We start from the raw sequence: 19,440 nt of genomic DNA, 5'->3' as shown, positions 1-19,440 counted from the left end.
GACGCCGTCGAGCCGACGTCGACCCGGGGCTCGGATCGCTACACTGACCCTGCCGCGGGAGTGGTGGAATTGGCAGACACGCAGGATTTAGGTTCCTGTGCTTTCGAGCGTGAGGGTTCAAGTCCCTTCTCCCGCACCACCCGAGACCGGAGAACAACCCGATGCTGCCCCTCGCCGTCATCCCCTGGCTCGACCCCGAGTACCTCCTGTCGGCGTTCGGCCCCTGGGCCGTGCTCGGGGTCTGCGTGCTCGTCTTCGCCGAGACCGGGCTGCTCATCGGGTTCCTGTTCCCCGGCGACACCCTCCTGATCATCACGGGCATCCTGGCGGCGACGAACCCGGACGCCCTCGGCATGCCCATCTGGCTCATCGCGATCCTCATCAGCATCGCCGCCTTCGCCGGGGGCGAGCTCGGGTACCTGATCGGCCATAAGGTCGGACCCCGCATCTTCGAACGCCGGGAGAGCGGGCTGTTCAGCGTCGCGAACGTGAACCGCACCAACGCCTTCTTCGAGCGGTTCGGCCCGACGGCGGTCATCATCGCCCGCTTCGTGCCGATCGTCCGCACGTTCGCCCCGATCATGGCCGGGGTCGCGCACATGAGCTATCGCCGCTACTCGCTCTTCAACGCGATCGGCGCCGTGGTCTGGGGCACGGGGATCACCCTGCTCGGATTCGGCATCGGGCACATCCCCCCGGTCGCCGACTTCGTCAGCTCGTACATCGACCTGATCCTGCTCGGCGCCGTGCTGGCCACGGTGATCCCGATCGCCGGGCACTACTTCCACGGCGTGCATCAGGCGAAGAAGGCCGAGGCCGAGTCCGAACCGGCCGACCCGCCGGCGGCGTCCGATCTCCCGGGCCGGTCCCCCGGAGCCTGACCCCGAGGAGGCGCGGGTCGGCTCAGTCGGCCAGCGCCGCCACGAGGGGCGCGATCGCCCGGAAGGCCCGAGAGCGATGGCTGACCGCGTTCTTCTCCTCGGTCGTGAGCTCGGCGGCGCTGCGGCTCTCGCCCTCGGGCCGGAAGACCGGATCGTAGCCGTGTCCGCCGGAGCCGACCCGCGCCTCCAGCAGGGTCCCCCGCCATTCGCCGTACTCGACGTGCTCGCGGCGAGGCTCGCCGGGGACGACGAGAGCCGCCGCGCACGAGAACCACGCCGACCGGTCGTCGGCCCCGGCGACAGCGGCCAGGAGCTTGTCGATGTTGTCGTCGGCGTCGCGGGTGCCCGCGTAGCGCGCCGAGTGGATGCCGGGCGCGCCGCCGAGGGCCGTGGCCGAGATGCCGCTGTCGTCGGCGAGGGCGGGCAGGCCCGTGTGCTCGGCCGCGGCCCGCGCCTTGATCAGCGCGTTCGCCTCGAAGGTCGAGCCGTCCTCGACGGGCTCGGGTCCGTCGTAGGCGACGAACTCGACACCGGGCACGACGTCGGCCAGCAGCCGACGCAGCTCGGCGACCTTGCCGGGGTTGTGCGTCGCGATGACGACCCGGGTCACGAGCCGAGCACCTCGAGCTGCTTGCGCGTGAGGTCGGCCGCACCCGCCACGGCGAGGTCGAGCAGCTCGCCGAGCTCACGGCGGTCGAAGGGCGCGCCCTCGGCGGTGCCCTGCACCTCGACGAAGAGGCCGCGGCCGGTCACGACGACGTTCATGTCGGTCTCGGCGCGGACGTCCTCGACGTAGGCCAGGTCGAGCATCGGCTCGCCGTCGATGATCCCGACCGAGACCGCCGAGACGCTGTCGATGAGGGGGACGGCCTTCTGCGAGATGAACTTCCGCTCGCGGCCCCACTCGATCGCCTGCGCGAGGGCGACGTAGGCCCCGGTGATGGCTGCCGTGCGGGTTCCGCCGTCGGCCTGCAGCACGTCGCAGTCGAGCACGATCGTGTTCTCGCCGAGGGCCTTGGTGTCGACGACGGCCCGGAGGCTCCGGCCGATGAGACGCGAGATCTCGTGCGTGCGACCGCCGATCCTGCCCTTGACGCTCTCGCGATCGTTGCGGGAGTTCGTGGCGCGCGGCAGCATCGAGTACTCGGCCGTGACCCAGCCCTTGCCCTTGCCCGCCAGCCACCGCGGCACGCCGTTCGTGAACGACGCCGTGCAGAGCACCTTGGTGTCCCCGAACGAGACGAGGGCGCTGCCCTCGGCCTGAGAGCTCCAGCCCTTCTCGATCGTGACGGCGCGCAGGTCGTCGACGCGCCGCCCGTCGGCTCGGACGGTCGCGCTGGTGCCGGTCGTTCCGCTGGTCTCGCTCATGCTATTCTCCTGGGGCCGGTCGTCGGCCCGTGCTCGGTCGTTCGTGTGGGTCGTGCGGGAAGGTCGATCGCACCCGTCTCGAGGTGACCGACGCGGGAGATCTCGGGCCCGAGGAACCGCTTCGCGAGACGGAGGAAGGCCGGCTTGTCGTCGCCGGTCGCCTCGAACTCGTAGCGGGGGGTGTTGTCGCCCGGCGCCTCGAGACCGTGGTCGACGAGGGTGCGGTACACGTCGGCGGCCGTCTCGTCGGCGCTCGAGACGAGGCGGACGTCCGGTCCCATGACGTACTGGATGGCGGCCGACATGAGGGGGTAGTGGGTGCAGCCGAGCACGAGCGTGTCGACCTCGGCCTCACGGAGCGGTGCCAGGTACTCCTCGGCGACGGCGCGGAGCTCGGCGCTCGACGTGTCGCCGGCCTCGACGAACTCGACGAACCTCGGGCACGCGCGGGTGACGAGCTCGAGGTCGGCGGCCGCCGCGAAGGCGTCTTCGTAGGCCCGGGAGTTGATCGTGCCCTCGGTGCCGATCACGCCGATCCGCTTCGCCCGGGTCTGCTTGACCGCCGAGCGGACCGCCGGCTGGATGACCTCGACGACCGGGATGCCCCGACCGATCGTGTAGCGCTCCCTCGCGTCGCGGAGCACGGCCGCGGAGGCGGTGTTGCAGGCGATGACCAGCAGCTTGACGCCCTGCGCGACGAGGTCGTCCATGACGGCGAGCGCGTACTCGCGCACCGTCGCGATCGGCTTGGGGCCGTAGGGCGAGTGGACGGTGTCGCCGACGTAGAGGATCGACTCGCGAGGCAGCTGATCGATGATGGCCCGCGACACGGTGAGGCCGCCGACCCCGCTGTCGAAGACTCCGATGGGTGCGTCCGTCACGGTCGCCCAGCTTACCCGGCGCTCGGCCCACCGGGCCCTCACGGCCTAGGGTGGCGGGGTGACCAGTGCGCTGTTGACCGACCGCTACGAGCTGACGATGGTCGAGGCCGCGCTCCGCGCCGGCACGGCGCACCGCGACAGCGTCTTCGAGGTGTTCGCCCGCCGCCTGCCCGAGGGCCGCCGCTACGGCGTCGTCGCGGGCACGGGGAGGTTCCTCGACGAGCTGACGAGGTTCCGCTTCGGCGACGCCGAGCTCTCCTGGCTGCGCGACGAGCGCATCGTCGACTCCCCCACCATCGACTGGCTCGCCGACTACCGGTTCTCGGGCGACGTGCACGGGTACGCGGAGGGCGAGGTGTACCTGCCCGGATCACCGCTCCTCGTCGTCGAGTCGACCTTCGCCGAGGGCGTGCTGCTCGAGACCCTCGCTCTCAGCATCTTCAACTACGACTCGGCCGTGGCCGGCGCGGCAGCGCGCATGGTCTCCGCCGCCGACGGGCGGCCCCTGGCCGAGATGGGCTCCCGCCGCACCGGCGAGCGCAGCGCCGTCGCCGCCGCGCGCGCCGCCTACATCGCCGGGTTCGACGCCACGAGCAACCTCGAGGCGGGCCGCACCTGGGGCGTCCCGACGATGGGGACCGCCGCCCACGCCTTCACCCTGCTGCACGACAGCGAGGAGGAGGCCTTCCGGGCGCAGGTCGCCACCCTCGGCTCCGGCACGACCCTGCTGGTCGACACCTACGACATCGAGACGGCGGTCCGGACCGCGGTCGACGTGGCCGGGACCGGCCTGGGGGCCGTGCGCATCGACAGCGGGGACCTCCCCTCGCTCGTCGGCCAGGTCCGTCGTCAGCTCGACTCCCTCGGCGCGACGGGCACGCGCATCACGGTCACGAACGACCTCGACGAGTACACGATCGCGGCTCTGCGCGCCGCCCCGGTCGACAGCTACGGCGTCGGCACCTCGGTGGTCTCGGGCTCCGGGCATCCGGCGGCGGGGATGGTCTACAAGCTCGTCGCCCGCCGCGGCGACGACGGCGCCTGGCTGTCGGTGGCGAAGAAGTCCGCCGACAAGGCGAGCGTCGGGGGACACAAGGCGCCCGTGCGGGTGCTCGACGGCGGAGTGGCGACCACCGAGCTCGTGCGGGTCGGCGACCATGAGACGGCTGCCCATGAACGCGCCCTGCTCGTCCCGCTGGTCACGGGTGGAGTCGTCGACGAACGCTACACGGGGCACCACGGCGTCGAGCGGGCACGCGATCACCGCCGAGCGGCGGTGGCCGAACTGCCCGCCGGCGCGTTCCGCCTCGGGCGGGGCGAGCCCGTGATCCCGACGATCTACGCCTGACCCGCGGAGGGGACCCGCCAGGGCGTCTACTCGGACTTCATCTTCTCGTAGATGTCGCGGCAGGTCGGGCACACCGGGAACTTCTCGGGGTCGCGCCCGGGCGTCCACTTCTTGCCGCAGAGCGCCTTGACCGGTTTGCCGCTCAGAGCGGACTCCATGATCTTGTCCTTCTTGACGTAGTGCGAGAAGCGCTCATGATCACCCGGGTCGATGTTCTCCTCGTTGAGGAGCTTCTCGAGCTCGCGATCGAGGACGTCGAGGCCACCGCCGGTTTCCGTGTTGCTCATGGCGACCATGGTACGACGGCCGGAGCCGATCGCGCCGAGTCAGCTCCGCAGCGCGAAGGCGAGCAGCTCGGGCGCGCGCCGCGTGAAGATCCGGGAGCCGACGACGACGCCCACGACGAGGACGATCGCGCCGACGGCGACACCCGTCACGAGTGACCACGGACCCGCGGAGACGTCGCCTCCGAAGAGATCGCGTCCGGCGAAGTACGACGCGGGGACGGCCGCCACCAGCGCGCCCCCGATCATGACGGTCTGCGCCATGACGGACGACGAGCCGAGCGACTGCGGCTGCTGGAACGGATCGTCGTGGGGTCGGACGGTCGCATACGGCATGGCCGCCGACATGATGCTCGAGAGACCCAGCCCGCTGAGCAGGAGCGCCGAGCCGATCCCGATCTCGGACCACAGCGCTCGCCAGTCGCCGAACGCCCACACGGCCAGGGTCGAGCCCAGCACGACCAGGGGGACGCCGATGACGAGCGCCGGAGCGAGCCGGCCCAGCCGGTCCGCCGACCCCTTCGTGTCGGCGGCGACGTGGAGCCACAACGCCGTGCTGTCGTACGCGACGTCGTTGTGCGGCAGGAACCCGACGATGAGGCACATGAGCGGCACGGGTACGAGAGCCAGCCAATGCCAGCTGACGCCGGCGATCCCGAGCGGGACGACGAGCAGGGGGAGGATCGGGATGACGACGAGCGACATCCGGTACCGCGCGTCGCGCATCCAGTAGGTGAGGCTCCGGGCGGCGACCGCCCCGGCCGGCGTGGCCCGGACGAACTCGAACCAGCCGAGCGCGCTGGTGTCGTCGCCGACGGCGGGTGCCGGCCGGTCGCGGAACGCCCGGGCGACGAGGGCGCGCCACGCCCACCAGAGACCGGCGACTGAGGCGACGGCGATGACGACGTCGCCGACGACGCGGCCCGTGTCGCCGTCCGAGAGGTGTCCGGGGATCGCGAGCGCGGCCCCGAACGGGGTCCAGGCGAGAGCGTCGGCGACGACGCCGGTCGGCGACGAGCCCGTCCAGGTGGCCCGCACGAGATCGACGATCAGCGGCACGACCAGCACGGCGACGAGCACGCCCCCGACGAGGAGGAACTGCCGCGCCCGGCGGGAGGTCAGGACGACCGTGTTCAAGGTCGAGGCGACGAGCGACAGCAGGAACGCCGTGACGCCCGCGAGGAGCGCCGCCGCCACCGCGGCGATCGCCGGAGCCCCGGTCTCATCCCACGCCCGCACGTAGCCGGTCGAGAGCACGAGGAGGGCGAGGACGGGCAGACCCACGAGCGCCCCGAGGGCGAGACCCGTCGCGACGGACGACTCGGGCGCGCCGACGAGTGCGAGACGACGCGGATCCGCCCAGGGCGGACGGACTCGCGCGAAGGGCACGACGAAGTAGCCGAGGACGACGAGCGAGCCCGCGCCGACGACGAGCGCACGGACGTCGTCGACCGGCGATCCGCGGAGACCGCCGGCGAGGGCGGACAGGGCGGAGGACGAGAGGAGGACGACGAGGATCGAGACGACCGAGACCAGCAGAGCACGCGGTCCGAAGCGCACCGTGTTGGCGATCGTCTGGAGCCTCAGTCGGAGAAGCTCTGCAACCATTCCATGCCCTCCGTGACGGCACGCCCGCCGGCGAGTTCGACGAACGTCTGCTCGAGCGAGCGTCCGGCCCGGACCTCGTCGACCGTGCCGCTCGCCAGCACGTGGCCGTCGACGATCACGGCGACGCTGTCGCAGATGCGCTCGACGAGGTCCATGCTGTGGCTCGAGAGCAGCACCGTCCCCCCGCCGGCGACGTACCGCTGCAGGACGTCGGTCACGGTCTGAGCGGAGACGGGGTCGACGGACTCGAAGGGCTCGTCGAGCACGAGCACCCGAGGCGAGTGGATGATGGCCGCGGCGATGGCGATCTTCTTGGTCATGCCGACGGAGTAGTCGCTGACGAGTCGCCCGAGCGCGTCCTGGAGGCCGAAGGCCGTGGCCAGATCGGACGTGCGCTTGCGGGCCGTCGCCCCGTCGAGGCCGCGGAGCGTGGCGGAGTAGTACAGCAGCTGGGCGCCGGTGAGGCGGTCGAACAGCCGCAGGCGGTCGGGGAGGACGCCCAGGGCGCGCTTGGCCGCCGCCGGATCCGTCCAGACGTCCGATCCGAGCACGCTGACGCTGCCCTCGTCGGGACGCAGCAGACCCGTGACGATCGAGAGGGTCGTGGTCTTGCCGGCGCCGTTCGGTCCGACGATCCCGTAGAAGGATCCGGCGCGCACCTCGAGGTCGATCCCGTCGACCGCGGTCGTGGCTCCGTAGCGCTTCACGAGACCGGAGATCGCGAGGACGACCGGGGGCAGGTCCGGATCCGAGGAGGCGCGGGTCGGGTCCTCGACGACGGTCTCGACCGCGTCCGCTGACGGCTCCGCATCGTGGCCGCCGTCATCGGGGAGGTCGTCGTCCGGCCGGTCCCCGACGTCGAGGGCGGATCCGCCGGAGTCGGGTGCGGCCGGATCGGTCGCGTCGGCGTCCGCAGCGTCGACGGCGGGGTCGGCGTCGTCAGAGGGGTCGGCGTCCGCCTCGACGACCACGGAGGGACCGGCGTCCGCGTCGGCGACGACCGCGGGCTCGATGTCAGCGTCGTCGTCCGTCGCGGCGTCGATCGGCTCCTCGGCGACCGGCGCAGGCGCGTCGTCGTCGCGAACGCTGCCGGACGCGACGTCCGCCTCGGTCTCGGCCGCGGGCTGCTCGGCGGTCTCCTGCTCGGCGACCTGCTGCTCGGCGACCTGCTGCCCGGCGACCTGCTGCTCGGCCCGCTCGCGCTCGGCTCGCTCCTGGGCGACGGCGGCTGCAGCGACCTCGGATGCTCGGGCCCGGGCGTTGGCCGCCCGTGTCGCCGCGGCCTTCTTCGCGGCGGCCGAACGGTCAGCGGCCGATCGCGTCGCCGACGGACGCCGCGGCGCCCGTGCGCTCGGACGGGGCTTCGGGGTCGGAGTCCCCGCCGCGCTCTCGTCCGGCGTCGCCGCCACGTCTCCGTCGCCGCTCTCGTCGCCCTGCATGTCGGTCCCCGTCCCGCTGTCCGGCCGACCCCCGTCGACCTCCGTCTGCTCGGCGCGCTCGGCACCCTGTTCGTCGTCGGTCGTCGCAGCCATCGCTCAACCGTACCAACGAGCGTCGGCCCGGCCCGCCGCCCGGAGCTCATCACGAAAGGGAAACGAAGAAGTCTCGGACCCTACCCTCGAATGGGCCGCCGCGATAGACTCCCCACACACAACGATGTGTCCAGATCGATACCCCGCGGTGAACTCCGCTCGAACACGAGACGGACCCGCGACTTCGCGGGCCGGGTCGCACCGGCGGGGCCCCAGAGAGCCGGCCCGACCGGCCTCGCCCCGTAAGGAGACAGCACGTGAGCAGAACCGACGCGACAGCACCGCAGCAGGTCGTCATCCTGGCCGCCGGCCTCGGCAGCCGCCTGGGCCGTTCGCTGCCCAAGGCTCTGACCGAGCTGAACGACGGCCGCACGATCATGCAGCAGCAGTTCGACAACATCCACGAGGCATTCGGGCCCGACGCGCGCATCACGGTCGTCGTCGGCTACAAGTTCGAGCACATCGTCGAGGCCTTCCCGTCCGCCGCGTTCGTCTACAACGAGCAGTACGACCAGACCAACACCTCGAAGAGCCTGCTCCGCGCCTTGCGTGCGAGCGCCTCCGGCGGCGTCCTGTGGATGAACGGCGACGTCGTCTTCGACCCCGAGGCCCTGCGCCGTGCGGCGCGTCTCGTCCGCGCCGACCAGTCGTTCGTCACGGTCAACACGTCGAAGGTCTCCGACGAGGAGGTCAAGTACACGACCGACGCCGAGGGCTTCATCGCACAGCTCTCGAAGCAGGTCGTCGGCGGACTGGGCGAGGCCGTCGGCATCAACTACGTCTCGCGCGCCGACAAGGCCGTCCTCATGCGTCAGCTCAACAAGGTCGACAACCAGGACTACTTCGAGCGTGGCATCGAATTGGCGATCGAGCAGAACGGGCTACTCTGTGAGCCCGTAGACATCTCCGACCTCTACGCCGTCGAGGTCGACTTCGCCGAAGACCTGGAGCGCGCGAACCTCTTCGTCTGACCGACGTCGGTCCGAGGTCGGTCGGCCCGACCGACGAAGGACATCCGTGAGCACAGCCCCGATCGCACGCCCGCAGCGCAGTGCCTTCACTCGCTATCGGCAGACGTTGTGGCTGCTGACGACTCGCGACCTCCGGGTGCGGTACTCGACGTCGGCCCTGGGATACGTCTGGTCGATCCTCGATCCGCTGGTCATGGCCGGGATCTACTACTTCGTCTTCACCGTCGTCTTCCGGCGTGACGTGGGCGAAGAGCCCTACATCGTCTTCCTGCTCAGCGGACTCCTCGCCTGGATGTGGTTCAACGGGGCCGTGTCCGACAGCACCCGGGCCTTCATCCGCGAGTCCAAGCTGGTCCGTTCGACGAAGATCCCGCGGACGATCTGGGTGAACAGGCTGGTGGCCTCGAAGGGCATCGAGTTCCTTCTGAGCCTCCCGGTGCTCGCCCTGTTCGCGATCGTCGCCGGGGCCCAGCTCCACTGGCAGGTGGTCTACTTCCCGCTCGCGATCGTGATGCAGGCGATCCTGGTCACGGGGGTCGGCCTCATCGTGGCGCCGCTCGTCGTGTTCTTCCGCGATCTGGAACGCGCGACCAAGCTGGCGCTGCGGTTCCTCTTCTACGCCTCGCCCATCATCTACAGCACGAACAACCTGCCCGAGGGGCTGCATCTGCTCGCGGCGTTCAACCCGCTGAGCGGCATCTTCGGCCTCTACCGGTCGGCGTTCTTCCCCGACCAGTTCGATCTGCTCGAGGTGCTCGTCGGGGCGGGGATGAGCCTGGTCATCCTCGGCGTCGGCCTCCTCGTCTTCCGTGCCAGCGAACGCGCCGTCCTGAAAGAGATCTGAGATGACCGTCCAGCCTTCCGATCCTCCGACGGCCGAGCCCGTCATCCGCGTCGACGGCGTGGGCATCCGCTTCCGTCGGAACAGACGAGGGCGGCGTTCGTTCAAGGACCTCTTCGCCGACAGCAGCCGCCGATCCCGTCCTGGCGAGTTCTGGGCGCTGCGCGACGTCTCGTTCGAGGTCCGTCCCGGCGAGGCCATCGGCGTCGTCGGCCGCAACGGACAGGGGAAATCGACGCTGCTGAAGCTCGTCGCCGAGGTCATCCTCCCGGACACGGGCAGTGTCGAGGTCGAGGGCGGCGTCGCGCCCCTGATCGAGATCACGGGCGGATTCGTGGCCGACCTCACCGTCAGAGACAACGTCTATCTGACCGCCGGGCTGCACGGCATGACGAAGGCGGAGATCGACGCGCGCTTCGACGAGATCATCGAGTTCGCTGAGATAGCCGCCTTCGTCGACACGCCGTACAAGCATCTGTCGAGCGGTATGAAGGTCCGCATCGCCTTCGCGGTCATCTCGCGGCTCGAGGAGCCCGTCATCCTCGTCGACGAGGTCCTCGCCGTCGGAGACAAGGCGTTCCGTGAGAAGTGCTACCGCCGGATCGAGGAGATGCTCGCCGACGGCCGGACGCTCTTCCTCGTCTCGCACAACGAACGGGACCTCCGACGGTTCTGCAGTCGAGGGCTCTACCTCGACAAGGGCGCGCTCGTCTTCGACGGGCCGCTCACCGAGGCGCTGTCCCGGTACAACTCGGATCATCCTCCCCGGCCCGCGGCGTAGGGTCCGATGATGGCCTCGAAGCACGACTCCCCCCACCCCGTCGGCCCCGTCGAGCCCGGCTCGCGGGCTGTCCGGAATGACGACGGCGTTTCCGACGAGGTCTTCGCCGAGTCGCCGTGGCTCCGTCGACTCGACAAGCTGCTGGCCGTCCAGCGGCCGGTCGTCGTCCGCCACGTGCGAGCGCTCCGCCGTCGCCACAAGAAGGCCTCCCCCGAGAAGCTCATCCGCATCCTCGAGCGCGAGTACCTGACCGCCGTCACGACCGGGGGCGCGGCCGTCGGCGCCAGCGCCGTCGTGCCCGGCGTCGGCTGGGGCGTCTCGCTCGCCCTCTCCGGCGTCGAGACCGCCGGATTCCTCGAGGCCAGTGCGCTCTTCGCCCAGTCGGTCACCGAGGTGCACGGCATCGCGGTCACCGACCCCGATCGGGCGCGCGCCCTCGTGATGGCGATGATGATGGGCGCGCCCGGTGCGACGCTCGTCCGGCAGTTCGCCGGGGAGGCTCTCGGGACGGCGCCCGCGCGGTCGGCCTTCTGGGGTGAGCTGGTCACGCAGAAGCTGCCCAAGGCGGCGATCAGCGGCCTGACCGACTCCGTCCGGAAATCGTTCGTCCGCCGATTCGCGGCGACCCAGACGGCGACGGTGATCGGACGGGCGGTCCCCTTCGGCATCGGCGCCGTGGTGGGCGGCACGGGCAATCACCTGCTCGGCCGGAAGGTCGTCACGAGTGCACGCTCGGCGTTCGGGCCGGCGCCCGACGTGTTCGTCGTCGAGCTCGACGCCTGACACCCGAGACGAGGCGGATGCGGATGCGGAGGACGCTCCTGCTCGCCGAGGTCCGTCGTCGTCCATCCCTCCACAGGTAACGGTCGTCACGGAGATCCGCGCGGCGACGTCGGCGGGCGGTCGTACGGTGACGTCATGTCCGAGACAGCGACCGCCTACCCCGTGCCCTTCCAGATCGACCGCACCCGCGCACCCCGTGTCCACCGACTCGTGAACGTCGCCGACGAGTCCGTCCTCGGGATCCGCATCAGCCTGCTCGGCTGCGGTCTTCTCGTCCCCGTGGCGACGGACCGCCTCGAACCGGGCGAGGCGCTCTCGCTGAGCGTCATCGCGGCCGAGCTCACCCAGAACGCCATCGCCGTCGTGAGGTGGTTCCGGCCGACGCGCGAGGAGTTCCTCTGGCGCTTCAGCTTCTGACGCCCGGCCCCGTCAACCGGAGCGTCGGGCCGTGCGCTCCTTGACGTAATCGGCTGCGCTGAAGGTCTCGAGCACGGGCGGGAGGTGCTCGGCCGACATGCCGGTGACGAGCACGGCAGGGTCGACACCCACGACGACGGCCAGTCTCACGATCGTGTGCAGCACCGGGTTGCCGATGCCCCGCTCGATCTTGCCGTAGTTCGAGACGTTCATCCCGGCGAGGTGAGCGAGCTCGTCCTGCGTGAGGCCGAGTCGTTGACGCTCCTCGCGGACACGGTCTCCGAAGATGCGGGCAGCGGTCGATGTCGGCTCAGGCATACCTCATGGATACGCGGTTCAGCGTTGAGACTCCAGATGCCGGATACATCATGGCTGCAGCCCCGGTGCCTTCGAGCCTCATCGATCGAGATCGTCGTCCTCGTCGGGGCCCCCCTCGGACCCTTCGGCCATGATCGGTTGGGCAGCCGCGTAGTCGTCGCGGAGATCGACGAGCCGTTCGACCGCGCCCTCGAAACGGGCCGTGGCCGAACCGGGCGTCGTGTCCCCGAAGTGGTGATGCACCCAGTGATCGAGACGGCCCCGCGCCTCCGGGTCCGCCTGCACCCTGTCGACGAGGTCCGCCACGTCGCCGGCCCCGTCGGCGGTCAGCCACTCCGCATCCCCGAGGTACCCGCGCTCATCGACGTCCGCCTCGGATGACACCGGGCGCGTGACGATCAGGGGTCGACCCGTGGCCAGACGGTCGTAGACCATGGCCGAGATGTCGGTGATGGCGACGTCGGCGACGACGAGCTGCCATCCGAGCTCGGAGCCCGAGTCGTAGACGTGCTGCGCCGTCTCGTCCGCCTCGTTGGCATCCGAGATGGCCTTGACGATCGACTCGTGAGCGCGGCGGTACTCGCGATCGAGGACGCCGCTCCGGGGATGCGGCCGGTAGACCACCCGATGGCGACCGGTCGCGATGAGGGCGTCGACCAGGGCGACACCGTGGGTGGCGATCGAGCCGTAGGCCGCCGAGGCGCGATCCCCCTCCCAGGTCGGGGCGTACAGGACGACCGTCTTGCCGTCGTCGTCGAAGGGCACGACGCCCGCCACGTGATCGGCCTGGGGGCGGCCGATCGGCACGGCGCGCTTGGCCAGGTCGTAGTCCCACAGCTTCGCCGAGAGCCGCTCGAGCGCCGCGTCTCCGGCGACGAAGGCGTAGTCGTAGGCCTTGAACTGGTTCGTGGTCATGTACATCTTGTCGCTCTCGCCGTGGTTCACGAAGACGTGCCACATGCGGCCGTAGCGCATCATCTGGAAGTTCTTCGCGTTCTGGTTCACGTAGAGGGTCAGAGCGAGGGGATGCGCGGCGACGAACGCCTCGAGGTCGGCGACCTGCCGCGCGTAGACGACCGGCACAGGCGACTCCTCGAGGAGCTGGAGCATCGCTCCCGGCGACCGTGCCACGATCGCGACCGGATAGCGCTCGTTGAGATGCGCCAGCGGGCCGTACCACTGCCGGATCTGATACATGTTGACGGACGTGTCGGCGAAGTACACGGCCACGCGGATCGTCCCCTCCGCGGGGAGCCGCCGGGTCGGACCGGTCCTGTCGAGGGTGCGACGACTGCGTCGGGACCTCACCAGCCGACCGGCGAGACTCCAGGCGAGTGCGAGGTCACGGGTCAGGGCCACAGGGTCGTTCTCCGTTCCGAGGTGTGCTCCGCGGCGGTTCCGTCGCCACTCGTCCAGGCTAGATGACGGGTGGGCGGCCAGCCCGCGCCATCCGTCCGACCGTTACCCAACCGATGGACCGACGACCTGCGGGGCTCGTGCGCCAGCCCTCCCGCCATCCCCCCAGCCACGGGAGGAGCTTCGCGGGCGACCGCCCCCACCGGAGCAGCTGCACGAGCGTCCACGATCCGACGTAGACGGGGACGAGCGGCCACGGCAGGTTGCGCTTGGCCAGCCAGACCCGATTGCGGGCGTTCAGGCGGTAGTAGTCGTCGTGGCGTGCGGGGTCGATCGCCGGGTGGTTGACGACGAGACCGCCCTCGTAGTGGGCTCGGCGCCCCTGCGCCCAGACGCGCCAGGCCAGCTCGATCCCCTCGTGCGCGTAGAAGTAGGGCTCACCCCATCCTTCGCAGGCGTCGAAGACGTCACGCGGCAGCAGGGTCGCGCCCTCCCAGACGGAGAAGACGTCGCTCGAGTCGCGGGGATCGCCCTTTCGGAGCCGTGGGATCCACCGCCGGGGGTTCGCCGCGCCTCCTGCATCGACGACCCGGGGCTGGAGGAGCCCGATGCCGCGGTCACGTCGCAGGATCTCGACGGCGTCCGCCAGGAAGCGCGGCGACGGCAGCGTGGCGTCGTCGTCGAGGAAGAAGACGTACTCGCCGGTCACGAGGTCGGCCCCGCGGTTGCGCCCGGCCGGGATGCCGACGTTCTCGGGGAGGGTGATCCCCCGGACGCCGTCGGGCAGCGCGCCCGGACCGCCCCCGTTGCCGACGCAGACGATGTCGAGCTCGACGTCGGTCTGCGCGAGGAGGCTGGCGAGCCCCTCGGCCAGATCGGCCGGACGACGCCCCTGCGTCAGACTGACGACCCCGATGCGGGGCCGGACCGTCGCGGTCAGGACCGCACCCGCTTCGAGGCCATGATCGCCACGAAATGGCCGACGAGCGCGAGGAGCGCGAGCGGCATCAGGATCGACAGGAACACCCGGTCGGCGATCGGCTGGCCCACGACGAGGCCGACGATCGACACCGCGAACGCGAGGATCGTGAGCTCGACCGAGTGGTAGAGACGGTGGAACGGCACGAACCGAGCGGCGCTCCGCAGGCGGGACAGGACGCGGCTGCTCGGGGTCGTGACCCCGCCCCGCTTGTCTTCGAGACGGGTCAGCCCAGCGTGGGCTCTCGCGACGTGCACCATGTCGTTCAGCGACTTGTTGAGGACGATGACGAGGGCCAGAGCGAAGCCGAGCGTCGTCCAGAGGTAGTCGCTCGGAGCGTCGAAGGGGAGGCCGGCGGCCCGGAGGCCGAGCGCGATGGGGATCAGCGCCTCGGTCGTGTAGTGCCCCACCTTGTCGAGGAACACCCCGGCCGGAGAGCTCGTTCCGCGCCACCGGGCGACCTCGCCGTCGCAGCAGTCGACCAGCATCTGCAGCTGGCCGAGCACGAGCGCCAGGGCCGCCCCGCCCGCACCCGGGATGAGGAGGGCGGCCGCGGTCGCCCAGCCGGTGAGGATCATCAGCCCGGTCACGCCGTTCGCCGTGACGCTGGTCTTCAGCAGGAGCCAGGTGAGATACGGAGAGAGGTCCCGGAGGTAGAGCGACGCCGTCCAGTGCTCGGCGTTCGCACGGCTGCGTACCTCGGGGGGTTGGGCGACACGACGCAGCTCGGCGATCGACGACGGTCTCGTGGGCGGCGCGGTCATCGGATCGCCTATCTTCCGGTGTGTGCGGTGATGTTCTTCGTCAGGTTCGAGAAACCGAAGACGAATCCGAATCCCCAGCCGAAGTGGATGGAAGGCAAGACTACGAGAAACCACAGTCGCGTCCGCACGCTCTCGCCCCGGGCCGCGAACAGCGTCGCCGCCACGACGAACAGCAGATAGCCGCCGGGCGCCACGAGCCCCAGAGCGAGCCACGCCAGAGGACTCCCGACGACGGCGGCGGCGAGACCGACGAGACCGAGCAGAAGACCCGCCACCACGCCGATCACCATGGCCGGGGGCACGAGATAGCGCACCGTGTTCGACTTGGGGAACCGTCGCGCGAGCTCGCCGCGCCACAGCCCCGTGGCGACGAACTGCCGGGCGAGCTTGCTGATGCTCGGGCGGGGTCGGTAGGTCACGACGAGCTCCGGGGTGAACCAGACCGTGCCCCCCGTGGCGCGGAGCCGGCGGTTCAGCTCCCAGTCCTGTCCGCGCTTGATGCCCTCGTCGAACAGGCCGACATCGATCAGTCGGGACCGCAGGAACACGCCGAGGTAGGCCGTCTCCGTCGGGCCCTCCGCGCCTCCCACGTGGTGGGGGGTGCCACCGAGTCCGACTCGACTGCCGTAGGCGCGCGCGACGGCCTTCTCGAACGGCGTCCGGCCCTCGGCCTTCATGATGCCGCCCACGTTGTCGGCGCCGCTACGACGGAGCGCGGCGACGGCGAGGCGCGTGTAGTCGGAGGGCAGCACCGAGTGCGCGTCGACCCGGACGGTGATGGGGTGCACGGAGGCGCGGATCGCGACGTTCAATCCGGCGGGGGTCGACCCGACGGGGTTCGGGAGGCTCCGGATGCGCGGGTCGGCCGCCGACATCGCGGCGACCACGTCGTTGGTGCCGTCGACGCTCGGTCCGAGCGCCAGGAGGATCTCGAACGGACCCTCGTAGTCCTGGGCGACGAGACTCTCGACCGCGGAGCGGATCTCGCGCTCCTCGTTGAGGACGGGCATGACGTACGAGACACCCGGCAGAGGAGTGTCGAACGGTGCCATGTCGGTCGGGCCTCGGCTTCTCGCGGCGCCGGTGGGCGCGGTGGGTCGCGTCGGGTGCCCGACGATCGACAGCGAGCCTACCAACAGCGGAGGGCGGGACGCGGCGCTCTGCGCCACGACCCGCCCGGAGGAGGACCCCCCTCGCTCCGAGGGGGGACCCCTTACGTCGTCAGGGTGTCGAGCGACACCTCGGCGGTCGAGGTCCGGCCGTCGCGGACGTAGGTCAGCTCGGCGTCGCTGCCCCCGGCCAGGAACCGCACCTGAGCCGTGAGGTCGGTCCGGTCGCTGATGGGGATGCCGTTGAACTCCGTGACGACGTCGCCCTGTCGGAGCCCGGCGGACTGCGCCGCGCCTCCCTGGCTGATCTGCACGATGAGCGCGCCGACCTGCGTCGCGGCCGAATCGCTCGTGGCGTCGTCGACGCTGGCGCCGAGCAGGCCGTGCGACGCCGTACCCTCGTCGCGGATCTCGGTCGCGACCCGCTTGACGAGGTTCGACGGGATGGAGAAGCCGACGCCGATGCTGCCGGAGGACTCCCCCGAGCTGGCGATCGCGACGTTCAGGCCGATGAGCTTGCCGTCGGAGTCGAGCAGGGCACCACCGGAGTTCCCGGGGTTGATCGAGGCGTCCGTCTGGATCACGGGCAGCGAGATGACGCTGCTGGCCTGCGACTGCTGGTTCCCGTCGCCGTTGTTGAAGGAGAACGGGCCCTGGCCGTTGTTGTCGTTCGAGTCGCCCTGGTCCGAGCCGTCTGAGGGCGCCGCAGACGACTGCACCGTGATGCTCCGGTTGAGGGTCGAGACGATGCCGTCGGTCACCGTGTTCGACAGACCGAGGGGCGCGCCGATGGCCACGGCGGTGTCGCCGACGTTCAGCTTCGACGAGTCCGCGAACTCCATCGGCGTCAGGTCGGTGGCGTCCACCTTGAGCACGGCGAGATCGACGACGGGGTCGAGCCCGACGACCTCGGCCGGCAGGATGCTGCCGTCGCTCATCGTCACGCTGACCGCTCCCGACGCGCTGGCGCCGTCGAGGGTGACGACGTGCGTGTTGGTGACGATGTAGCCGTCGTCGGAGAGGATGACGCCCGATCCGGTGCCTCCGGACGAGCCGGATGCGACGTTGATGGTGACGACCGACTGGGTGGCCTTCGCCGCGACGGCCGTCACGACGGTCGCGTCGTCGTAGTCGTTCACGGTGAGGTCGCGCGCCGGACCCGCAGACGTCGATGCGCCCGCACCCCCGTCGGCGACGGAGCCGCCGACGGCACCGCCGACCACGCCACCGGCCAGGAGACCGACGGCCAGAGTCGCCGCCAGGACCCCGACACCCCGGTTCCGCTTCGCCTTCTGCGGTCCAGCCGGCCCCTGCCAGGTGCTCGCGTCGTACTGGCCTGGCGTTCCGTAGGGGTTCTGCTGCCCGAAGTGCGACGGGTACTGCTCCGTGGGTGAGTCCTGGCCGCCCTGCTGGGGGTGACCCTGCTGGTCGTAGCTCTGCTGCCGGCCGTACGCGTCGGGTCCGCCGTAGGACTGCTGACCCTGGTAGGCGCCGGGCGCTGCGTAGGCGCCGGGCTGCGAAAAGCTTCCCGGGGCCGAGTAGCTGCCGGGCGCCGAATAGCTGCCCGGCGCCGAGTAGCTGCCGGGCGCCGAATAGCTGCCCGGGGCCGAGTAGCTGCCGGGCGCCGAATAGCTGCCCGGCGCCGAATAGCTGCCGGGCTGCGGGTAGCCCCCGGGTTGCGAGCGGCCGGCCTCGTGCTGCGAGCCGGGCAGGGGCGGGGCCCCGTAGGTCACGTCGCCGCCGGTCGTCGAGTCGCCCCGACCCGCGGCGTCGTCTCGCGCCGCGGCGTCGTCGTGCTGTCCGCGCGTCGTGTCGTCGGCGTCATCGACGCCGTCGGCGCCCCGGGGGTTCTCGTTCATCAGCTGATGCTCCTTCCAAGCGGCTTCAGCCTGGTCCGTCCACCTGTGCAGAGCATTTGGCGAACCTGGGAGCGGGCTGGACACAGCGTAAGCGGCTCCTGGAGTCCCGCCGTCCGCGTCGACGAGCGGCGGCCCGAGCGGGTCTACGGTGAGGGACCATGACCTCATCGACACCGTGGCAGCGGACGGCCCGCGGAGCCGGCCTCCTCGACGCGACCGGCCACCTCAGGTCGACCGTCTTCGCCGAGATGTCCGCGCTCGCGACGGCCACGGGAGCGGTGAACCTCGGCCAGGGATTCCCCGACGAGGACCCTCCCGAGGCGGTGCTCGAAGCGGCCCGTGACGCCCTGTTCGGCGGGTCGAACCAGTACCCGCCGGGGAGGGGCGTGCCGACCCTGCTCGAGGCCGTGTCCGAACACCAGCAGCGCTTCTACGGCATCGACGTCGACCCCGGACGCGAGGTGCTCGTGACCGCGGGGGCCACCGAGGCCATCGCCGCGACCGTGCTCGCCTTCGTCGACCATGGCGACGAGGTGATCACCTTCGAGCCCTTCTACGACGCCTACGGAGCGGTCATCGGTCTCGCCGGCGGCCGACATCGGACGGTGCCGCTGCGCGGCCCCGACTTCCGCGTCGACGCCGACGAACTCCGAGCCGCCTTCTCGTCGCGGACGCGACTCGTCATCGTCAACGATCCGCACAACCCCACGGGAACCCTCCTCGACGACGCCACCCGCAGCTCCCTCGTCGCGCTCGCCCATGAGTTCGATGCTCTCCTGGTGACCGACGAGGTCTACGAGCACGTGGTCTTCGACGGGGTCCCTCACGTGCCCCTGTCGACTCTGCCGGGAGCCTCCGAGCGGACGATCACCGTCTCGAGCGGCGGCAAGACGTTCAATGCGACGGGCTGGAAGATCGGCTGGCTCTCGGGGCCGGCCTCGCTCGTCTCGCAGATCATGAGCGTCAAGCAGTATCTGACCTTCGTCAACGGCTCCGTCTTCCAGCCGGCGATCGCCGTGGGTCTCCGGCTGCCCCGCGAGCACTTCGACGACTTCACCGCCGATCTGCAGAGCAAGCGCGATCTGCTGTCCGCGGGGCTCCTCTCCGCAGGCTTCGACGTCTCCCCCGCGAGGGGGTCGTACTTCGTCGTCGCGGACGCCGCGCCGCTCGGCTACGACGACGCGGCCGAGTTCTGCCGTGCCCTGCCGCAGCTGGCGGGAGTCGTCGGCGTCCCGGTCAGCGCCTTCTGCGGGCCCACCCTGGCTGCCGAGCACTCGTCGCTCGTGCGCTTCGCCTTCTGCAAGCGCGCCGAGGTGATCGACGAGGCCGGACGTCGGCTGGCGGCCCTGCGCGCCTGACC

Annotated in this window: 20 protein-coding genes and 1 tRNA gene; 9 read left to right on the top strand and 12 right to left on the bottom strand. The window is 70.8% G+C overall.

Annotated features, from left to right (window positions below):
* Positions 1 to 54: 54 nt before the first annotated feature.
* Positions 55 to 139, top strand: a tRNA-Leu gene (locus tag ASF17_RS01605).
* 22 nt (positions 140 to 161) lie between these two features.
* Positions 162 to 881 (top strand): DedA family protein, encoded by a 720-nt coding sequence (locus ASF17_RS01600; RefSeq protein WP_055794576.1) that lies wholly within the window; start codon positions 162 to 164, stop codon positions 879 to 881.
* Between the two features lie 22 nt (positions 882 to 903).
* Here the strand turns inward: ASF17_RS01600 and rdgB are convergent, their stop codons facing one another.
* The 3 genes from rdgB to murI are packed head-to-tail and all read right to left on the bottom strand — an operon-like array spanning position 904 to position 3,130.
* On the bottom strand, positions 904 to 1,491 hold the full coding sequence (gene rdgB, locus ASF17_RS01595; protein ID WP_055794574.1) for an RdgB/HAM1 family non-canonical purine NTP pyrophosphatase: 588 nt from the start codon (positions 1,489 to 1,491) through the stop codon (positions 904 to 906).
* The gene (gene rph / locus ASF17_RS01590; protein ID WP_055794572.1) at positions 1,488 to 2,249 is read right to left on the bottom strand and encodes a ribonuclease PH; all 762 of its coding nucleotides are present in this window, start codon (positions 2,247 to 2,249) and stop codon (positions 1,488 to 1,490) included. The genes rdgB and rph overlap by 4 nt, the downstream gene beginning before the upstream one ends.
* Positions 2,246 to 3,130: a glutamate racemase gene (murI, locus tag ASF17_RS01585; protein WP_055794569.1), complete on the bottom strand. Its 885-nt coding sequence runs from the start codon at positions 3,128 to 3,130 to the stop codon at positions 2,246 to 2,248. The genes rph and murI overlap by 4 nt, the downstream gene beginning before the upstream one ends.
* A gap of 58 nt (positions 3,131 to 3,188) precedes the next feature.
* On the opposite strand from murI, the gene ASF17_RS01580 reads away from it, so the two are divergent.
* A complete protein-coding gene (locus ASF17_RS01580) occupies positions 3,189 to 4,478 on the top strand; it encodes a nicotinate phosphoribosyltransferase (protein WP_082474965.1) in 1,290 nt (429 codons plus the stop codon).
* Between the two features lie 26 nt (positions 4,479 to 4,504).
* Here ASF17_RS01580 and ASF17_RS01575 read toward each other — a convergent pair whose 3' ends face one another.
* From ASF17_RS01575 to ASF17_RS15820, 3 genes are read right to left on the bottom strand one after another with little or no spacing between them, the layout of a single operon-like run.
* Positions 4,505 to 4,765, bottom strand: a complete 261-nt coding sequence (locus tag ASF17_RS01575; protein WP_156357251.1) for a DUF3039 domain-containing protein — start codon at positions 4,763 to 4,765, stop codon at positions 4,505 to 4,507.
* Between the two features lie 39 nt (positions 4,766 to 4,804).
* Positions 4,805 to 6,370 carry an ABC transporter permease gene (locus ASF17_RS01570; RefSeq protein ID WP_156357250.1) on the bottom strand — a complete coding sequence of 522 codons (1,566 nt, stop codon included), beginning with the start codon at positions 6,368 to 6,370 and terminating at the stop codon, positions 4,805 to 4,807.
* Positions 6,346 to 7,902 (bottom strand): ATP-binding cassette domain-containing protein, encoded by a 1,557-nt coding sequence (locus ASF17_RS15820; RefSeq protein ID WP_235476300.1) that lies wholly within the window; start codon positions 7,900 to 7,902, stop codon positions 6,346 to 6,348. Before ASF17_RS15820 ends, ASF17_RS01570 begins: the two co-directional genes overlap by 25 nt.
* Positions 7,903 to 8,159: 257 nt before the next feature.
* Here ASF17_RS15820 and ASF17_RS01560 point away from each other — a divergent pair, with 257 nt between their 5' ends.
* The 5 genes from ASF17_RS01560 (at position 8,160) to ASF17_RS01540 (ending at position 11,695) form a co-directional block, all read left to right on the top strand.
* Positions 8,160 to 8,873, top strand: a complete 714-nt coding sequence (locus ASF17_RS01560) for a phosphocholine cytidylyltransferase family protein (RefSeq protein ID WP_055794561.1) — start codon at positions 8,160 to 8,162, stop codon at positions 8,871 to 8,873.
* A 46-nt stretch (positions 8,874 to 8,919) separates the two neighbouring features.
* Positions 8,920 to 9,717, top strand: a complete 798-nt coding sequence (locus tag ASF17_RS01555; protein WP_082474963.1) for an ABC transporter permease — start codon at positions 8,920 to 8,922, stop codon at positions 9,715 to 9,717.
* A 1-nt stretch (position 9,718) separates the two neighbouring features.
* The gene (locus ASF17_RS01550) at positions 9,719 to 10,495 is read left to right on the top strand and encodes an ABC transporter ATP-binding protein (protein WP_055794559.1); all 777 of its coding nucleotides are present in this window, start codon (positions 9,719 to 9,721) and stop codon (positions 10,493 to 10,495) included.
* 9 nt (positions 10,496 to 10,504) lie between these two features.
* Positions 10,505 to 11,278: a hypothetical protein gene (locus ASF17_RS01545; protein WP_156357249.1), complete on the top strand. Its 774-nt coding sequence runs from the start codon at positions 10,505 to 10,507 to the stop codon at positions 11,276 to 11,278.
* A gap of 135 nt (positions 11,279 to 11,413) precedes the next feature.
* A complete protein-coding gene (locus tag ASF17_RS01540) occupies positions 11,414 to 11,695 on the top strand; it encodes a hypothetical protein (RefSeq protein WP_055794555.1) in 282 nt (93 codons plus the stop codon).
* Positions 11,696 to 11,707: 12 nt separating this feature from the next.
* On the opposite strand, the gene ASF17_RS01535 is transcribed toward ASF17_RS01540, so the two are convergent.
* The 6 genes from ASF17_RS01535 to ASF17_RS01510 all read right to left on the bottom strand — a co-directional run bounded on the left by ASF17_RS01535 (position 11,708) and on the right by ASF17_RS01510 (position 18,080).
* On the bottom strand, positions 11,708 to 12,013 hold the full coding sequence (locus ASF17_RS01535) for a helix-turn-helix domain-containing protein (RefSeq protein ID WP_055794553.1): 306 nt from the start codon (positions 12,011 to 12,013) through the stop codon (positions 11,708 to 11,710).
* A gap of 78 nt (positions 12,014 to 12,091) precedes the next feature.
* Complete coding sequence (locus ASF17_RS01530) at positions 12,092 to 13,372, bottom strand: CDP-glycerol glycerophosphotransferase family protein (RefSeq protein ID WP_055794551.1); 1,281 nt, start codon at positions 13,370 to 13,372, stop codon at positions 12,092 to 12,094.
* Between the two features lie 58 nt (positions 13,373 to 13,430).
* Positions 13,431 to 14,309 carry a glycosyltransferase family 2 protein gene (locus ASF17_RS01525; RefSeq protein WP_055795533.1) on the bottom strand — a complete coding sequence of 293 codons (879 nt, stop codon included), beginning with the start codon at positions 14,307 to 14,309 and terminating at the stop codon, positions 13,431 to 13,433.
* Entirely contained in the window at positions 14,306 to 15,112 is an 807-nt protein-coding gene (locus ASF17_RS01520; RefSeq protein ID WP_055794549.1) for a CDP-alcohol phosphatidyltransferase family protein, read from the bottom strand. Before ASF17_RS01520 ends, ASF17_RS01525 begins: the two co-directional genes overlap by 4 nt.
* Positions 15,113 to 15,120: 8 nt before the next feature.
* Positions 15,121 to 16,164 (bottom strand): glycosyltransferase family 2 protein, encoded by a 1,044-nt coding sequence (locus ASF17_RS01515; protein WP_055794548.1) that lies wholly within the window; start codon positions 16,162 to 16,164, stop codon positions 15,121 to 15,123.
* Between the two features lie 161 nt (positions 16,165 to 16,325).
* Positions 16,326 to 18,080: a trypsin-like peptidase domain-containing protein gene (locus tag ASF17_RS01510; protein ID WP_055794546.1), complete on the bottom strand. Its 1,755-nt coding sequence runs from the start codon at positions 18,078 to 18,080 to the stop codon at positions 16,326 to 16,328.
* A gap of 158 nt (positions 18,081 to 18,238) precedes the next feature.
* Here ASF17_RS01510 and ASF17_RS01505 point away from each other — a divergent pair, with 158 nt between their 5' ends.
* Complete coding sequence (locus ASF17_RS01505; protein WP_055794544.1) at positions 18,239 to 19,438, top strand: aminotransferase class I/II-fold pyridoxal phosphate-dependent enzyme; 1,200 nt, start codon at positions 18,239 to 18,241, stop codon at positions 19,436 to 19,438.
* Positions 19,439 to 19,440: the final 2 nt, after the last annotated feature.

It is taken from the genome of Frigoribacterium sp. Leaf263 (assembly GCF_001422285.1).
Lineage (GTDB): Bacteria > Actinomycetota > Actinomycetes > Actinomycetales > Microbacteriaceae > Frigoribacterium.
Note: the sequence above shows the minus strand (reverse complement) of the source record. Positions and strands in the feature narration are given on the sequence as shown.

Bases quoted from the DNA above. Each gene is read 5' to 3' on its own strand.
- ASF17_RS01600 (WP_055794576.1), top strand. From the start codon at position 162: ATGCTGCCCCTCGCCGTCATCCCCTGGCTCGACCCCGAGTACCTCCTG.
- rph (WP_055794572.1), bottom strand. From the start codon at position 2,249: ATGAGCGAGACCAGCGGAACGACCGGCACCAGCGCGACCGTCCGAGCC.
- ASF17_RS01575 (WP_156357251.1), bottom strand. From the start codon at position 4,765: ATGAGCAACACGGAAACCGGCGGTGGCCTCGACGTCCTCGATCGCGAG.
- ASF17_RS01570 (WP_156357250.1), bottom strand. From the start codon at position 6,370: ATGGTTGCAGAGCTTCTCCGACTGAGGCTCCAGACGATCGCCAACACG.
- ASF17_RS15820 (WP_235476300.1), bottom strand. From the start codon at position 7,902: ATGGCTGCGACGACCGACGACGAACAGGGTGCCGAGCGCGCCGAGCAG.
- ASF17_RS01550 (WP_055794559.1), top strand. From the start codon at position 9,719: ATGACCGTCCAGCCTTCCGATCCTCCGACGGCCGAGCCCGTCATCCGC.
- ASF17_RS01545 (WP_156357249.1), top strand. From the start codon at position 10,505: ATGGCCTCGAAGCACGACTCCCCCCACCCCGTCGGCCCCGTCGAGCCC.
- ASF17_RS01540 (WP_055794555.1), top strand. From the start codon at position 11,414: ATGTCCGAGACAGCGACCGCCTACCCCGTGCCCTTCCAGATCGACCGC.
- ASF17_RS01535 (WP_055794553.1), bottom strand. From the start codon at position 12,013: ATGCCTGAGCCGACATCGACCGCTGCCCGCATCTTCGGAGACCGTGTC.
- ASF17_RS01520 (WP_055794549.1), bottom strand. From the start codon at position 15,112: ATGACCGCGCCGCCCACGAGACCGTCGTCGATCGCCGAGCTGCGTCGT.
- ASF17_RS01515 (WP_055794548.1), bottom strand. From the start codon at position 16,164: ATGGCACCGTTCGACACTCCTCTGCCGGGTGTCTCGTACGTCATGCCC.
- ASF17_RS01510 (WP_055794546.1), bottom strand. From the start codon at position 18,080: ATGAACGAGAACCCCCGGGGCGCCGACGGCGTCGATGACGCCGACGAC.
- ASF17_RS01505 (WP_055794544.1), top strand. From the start codon at position 18,239: ATGACCTCATCGACACCGTGGCAGCGGACGGCCCGCGGAGCCGGCCTC.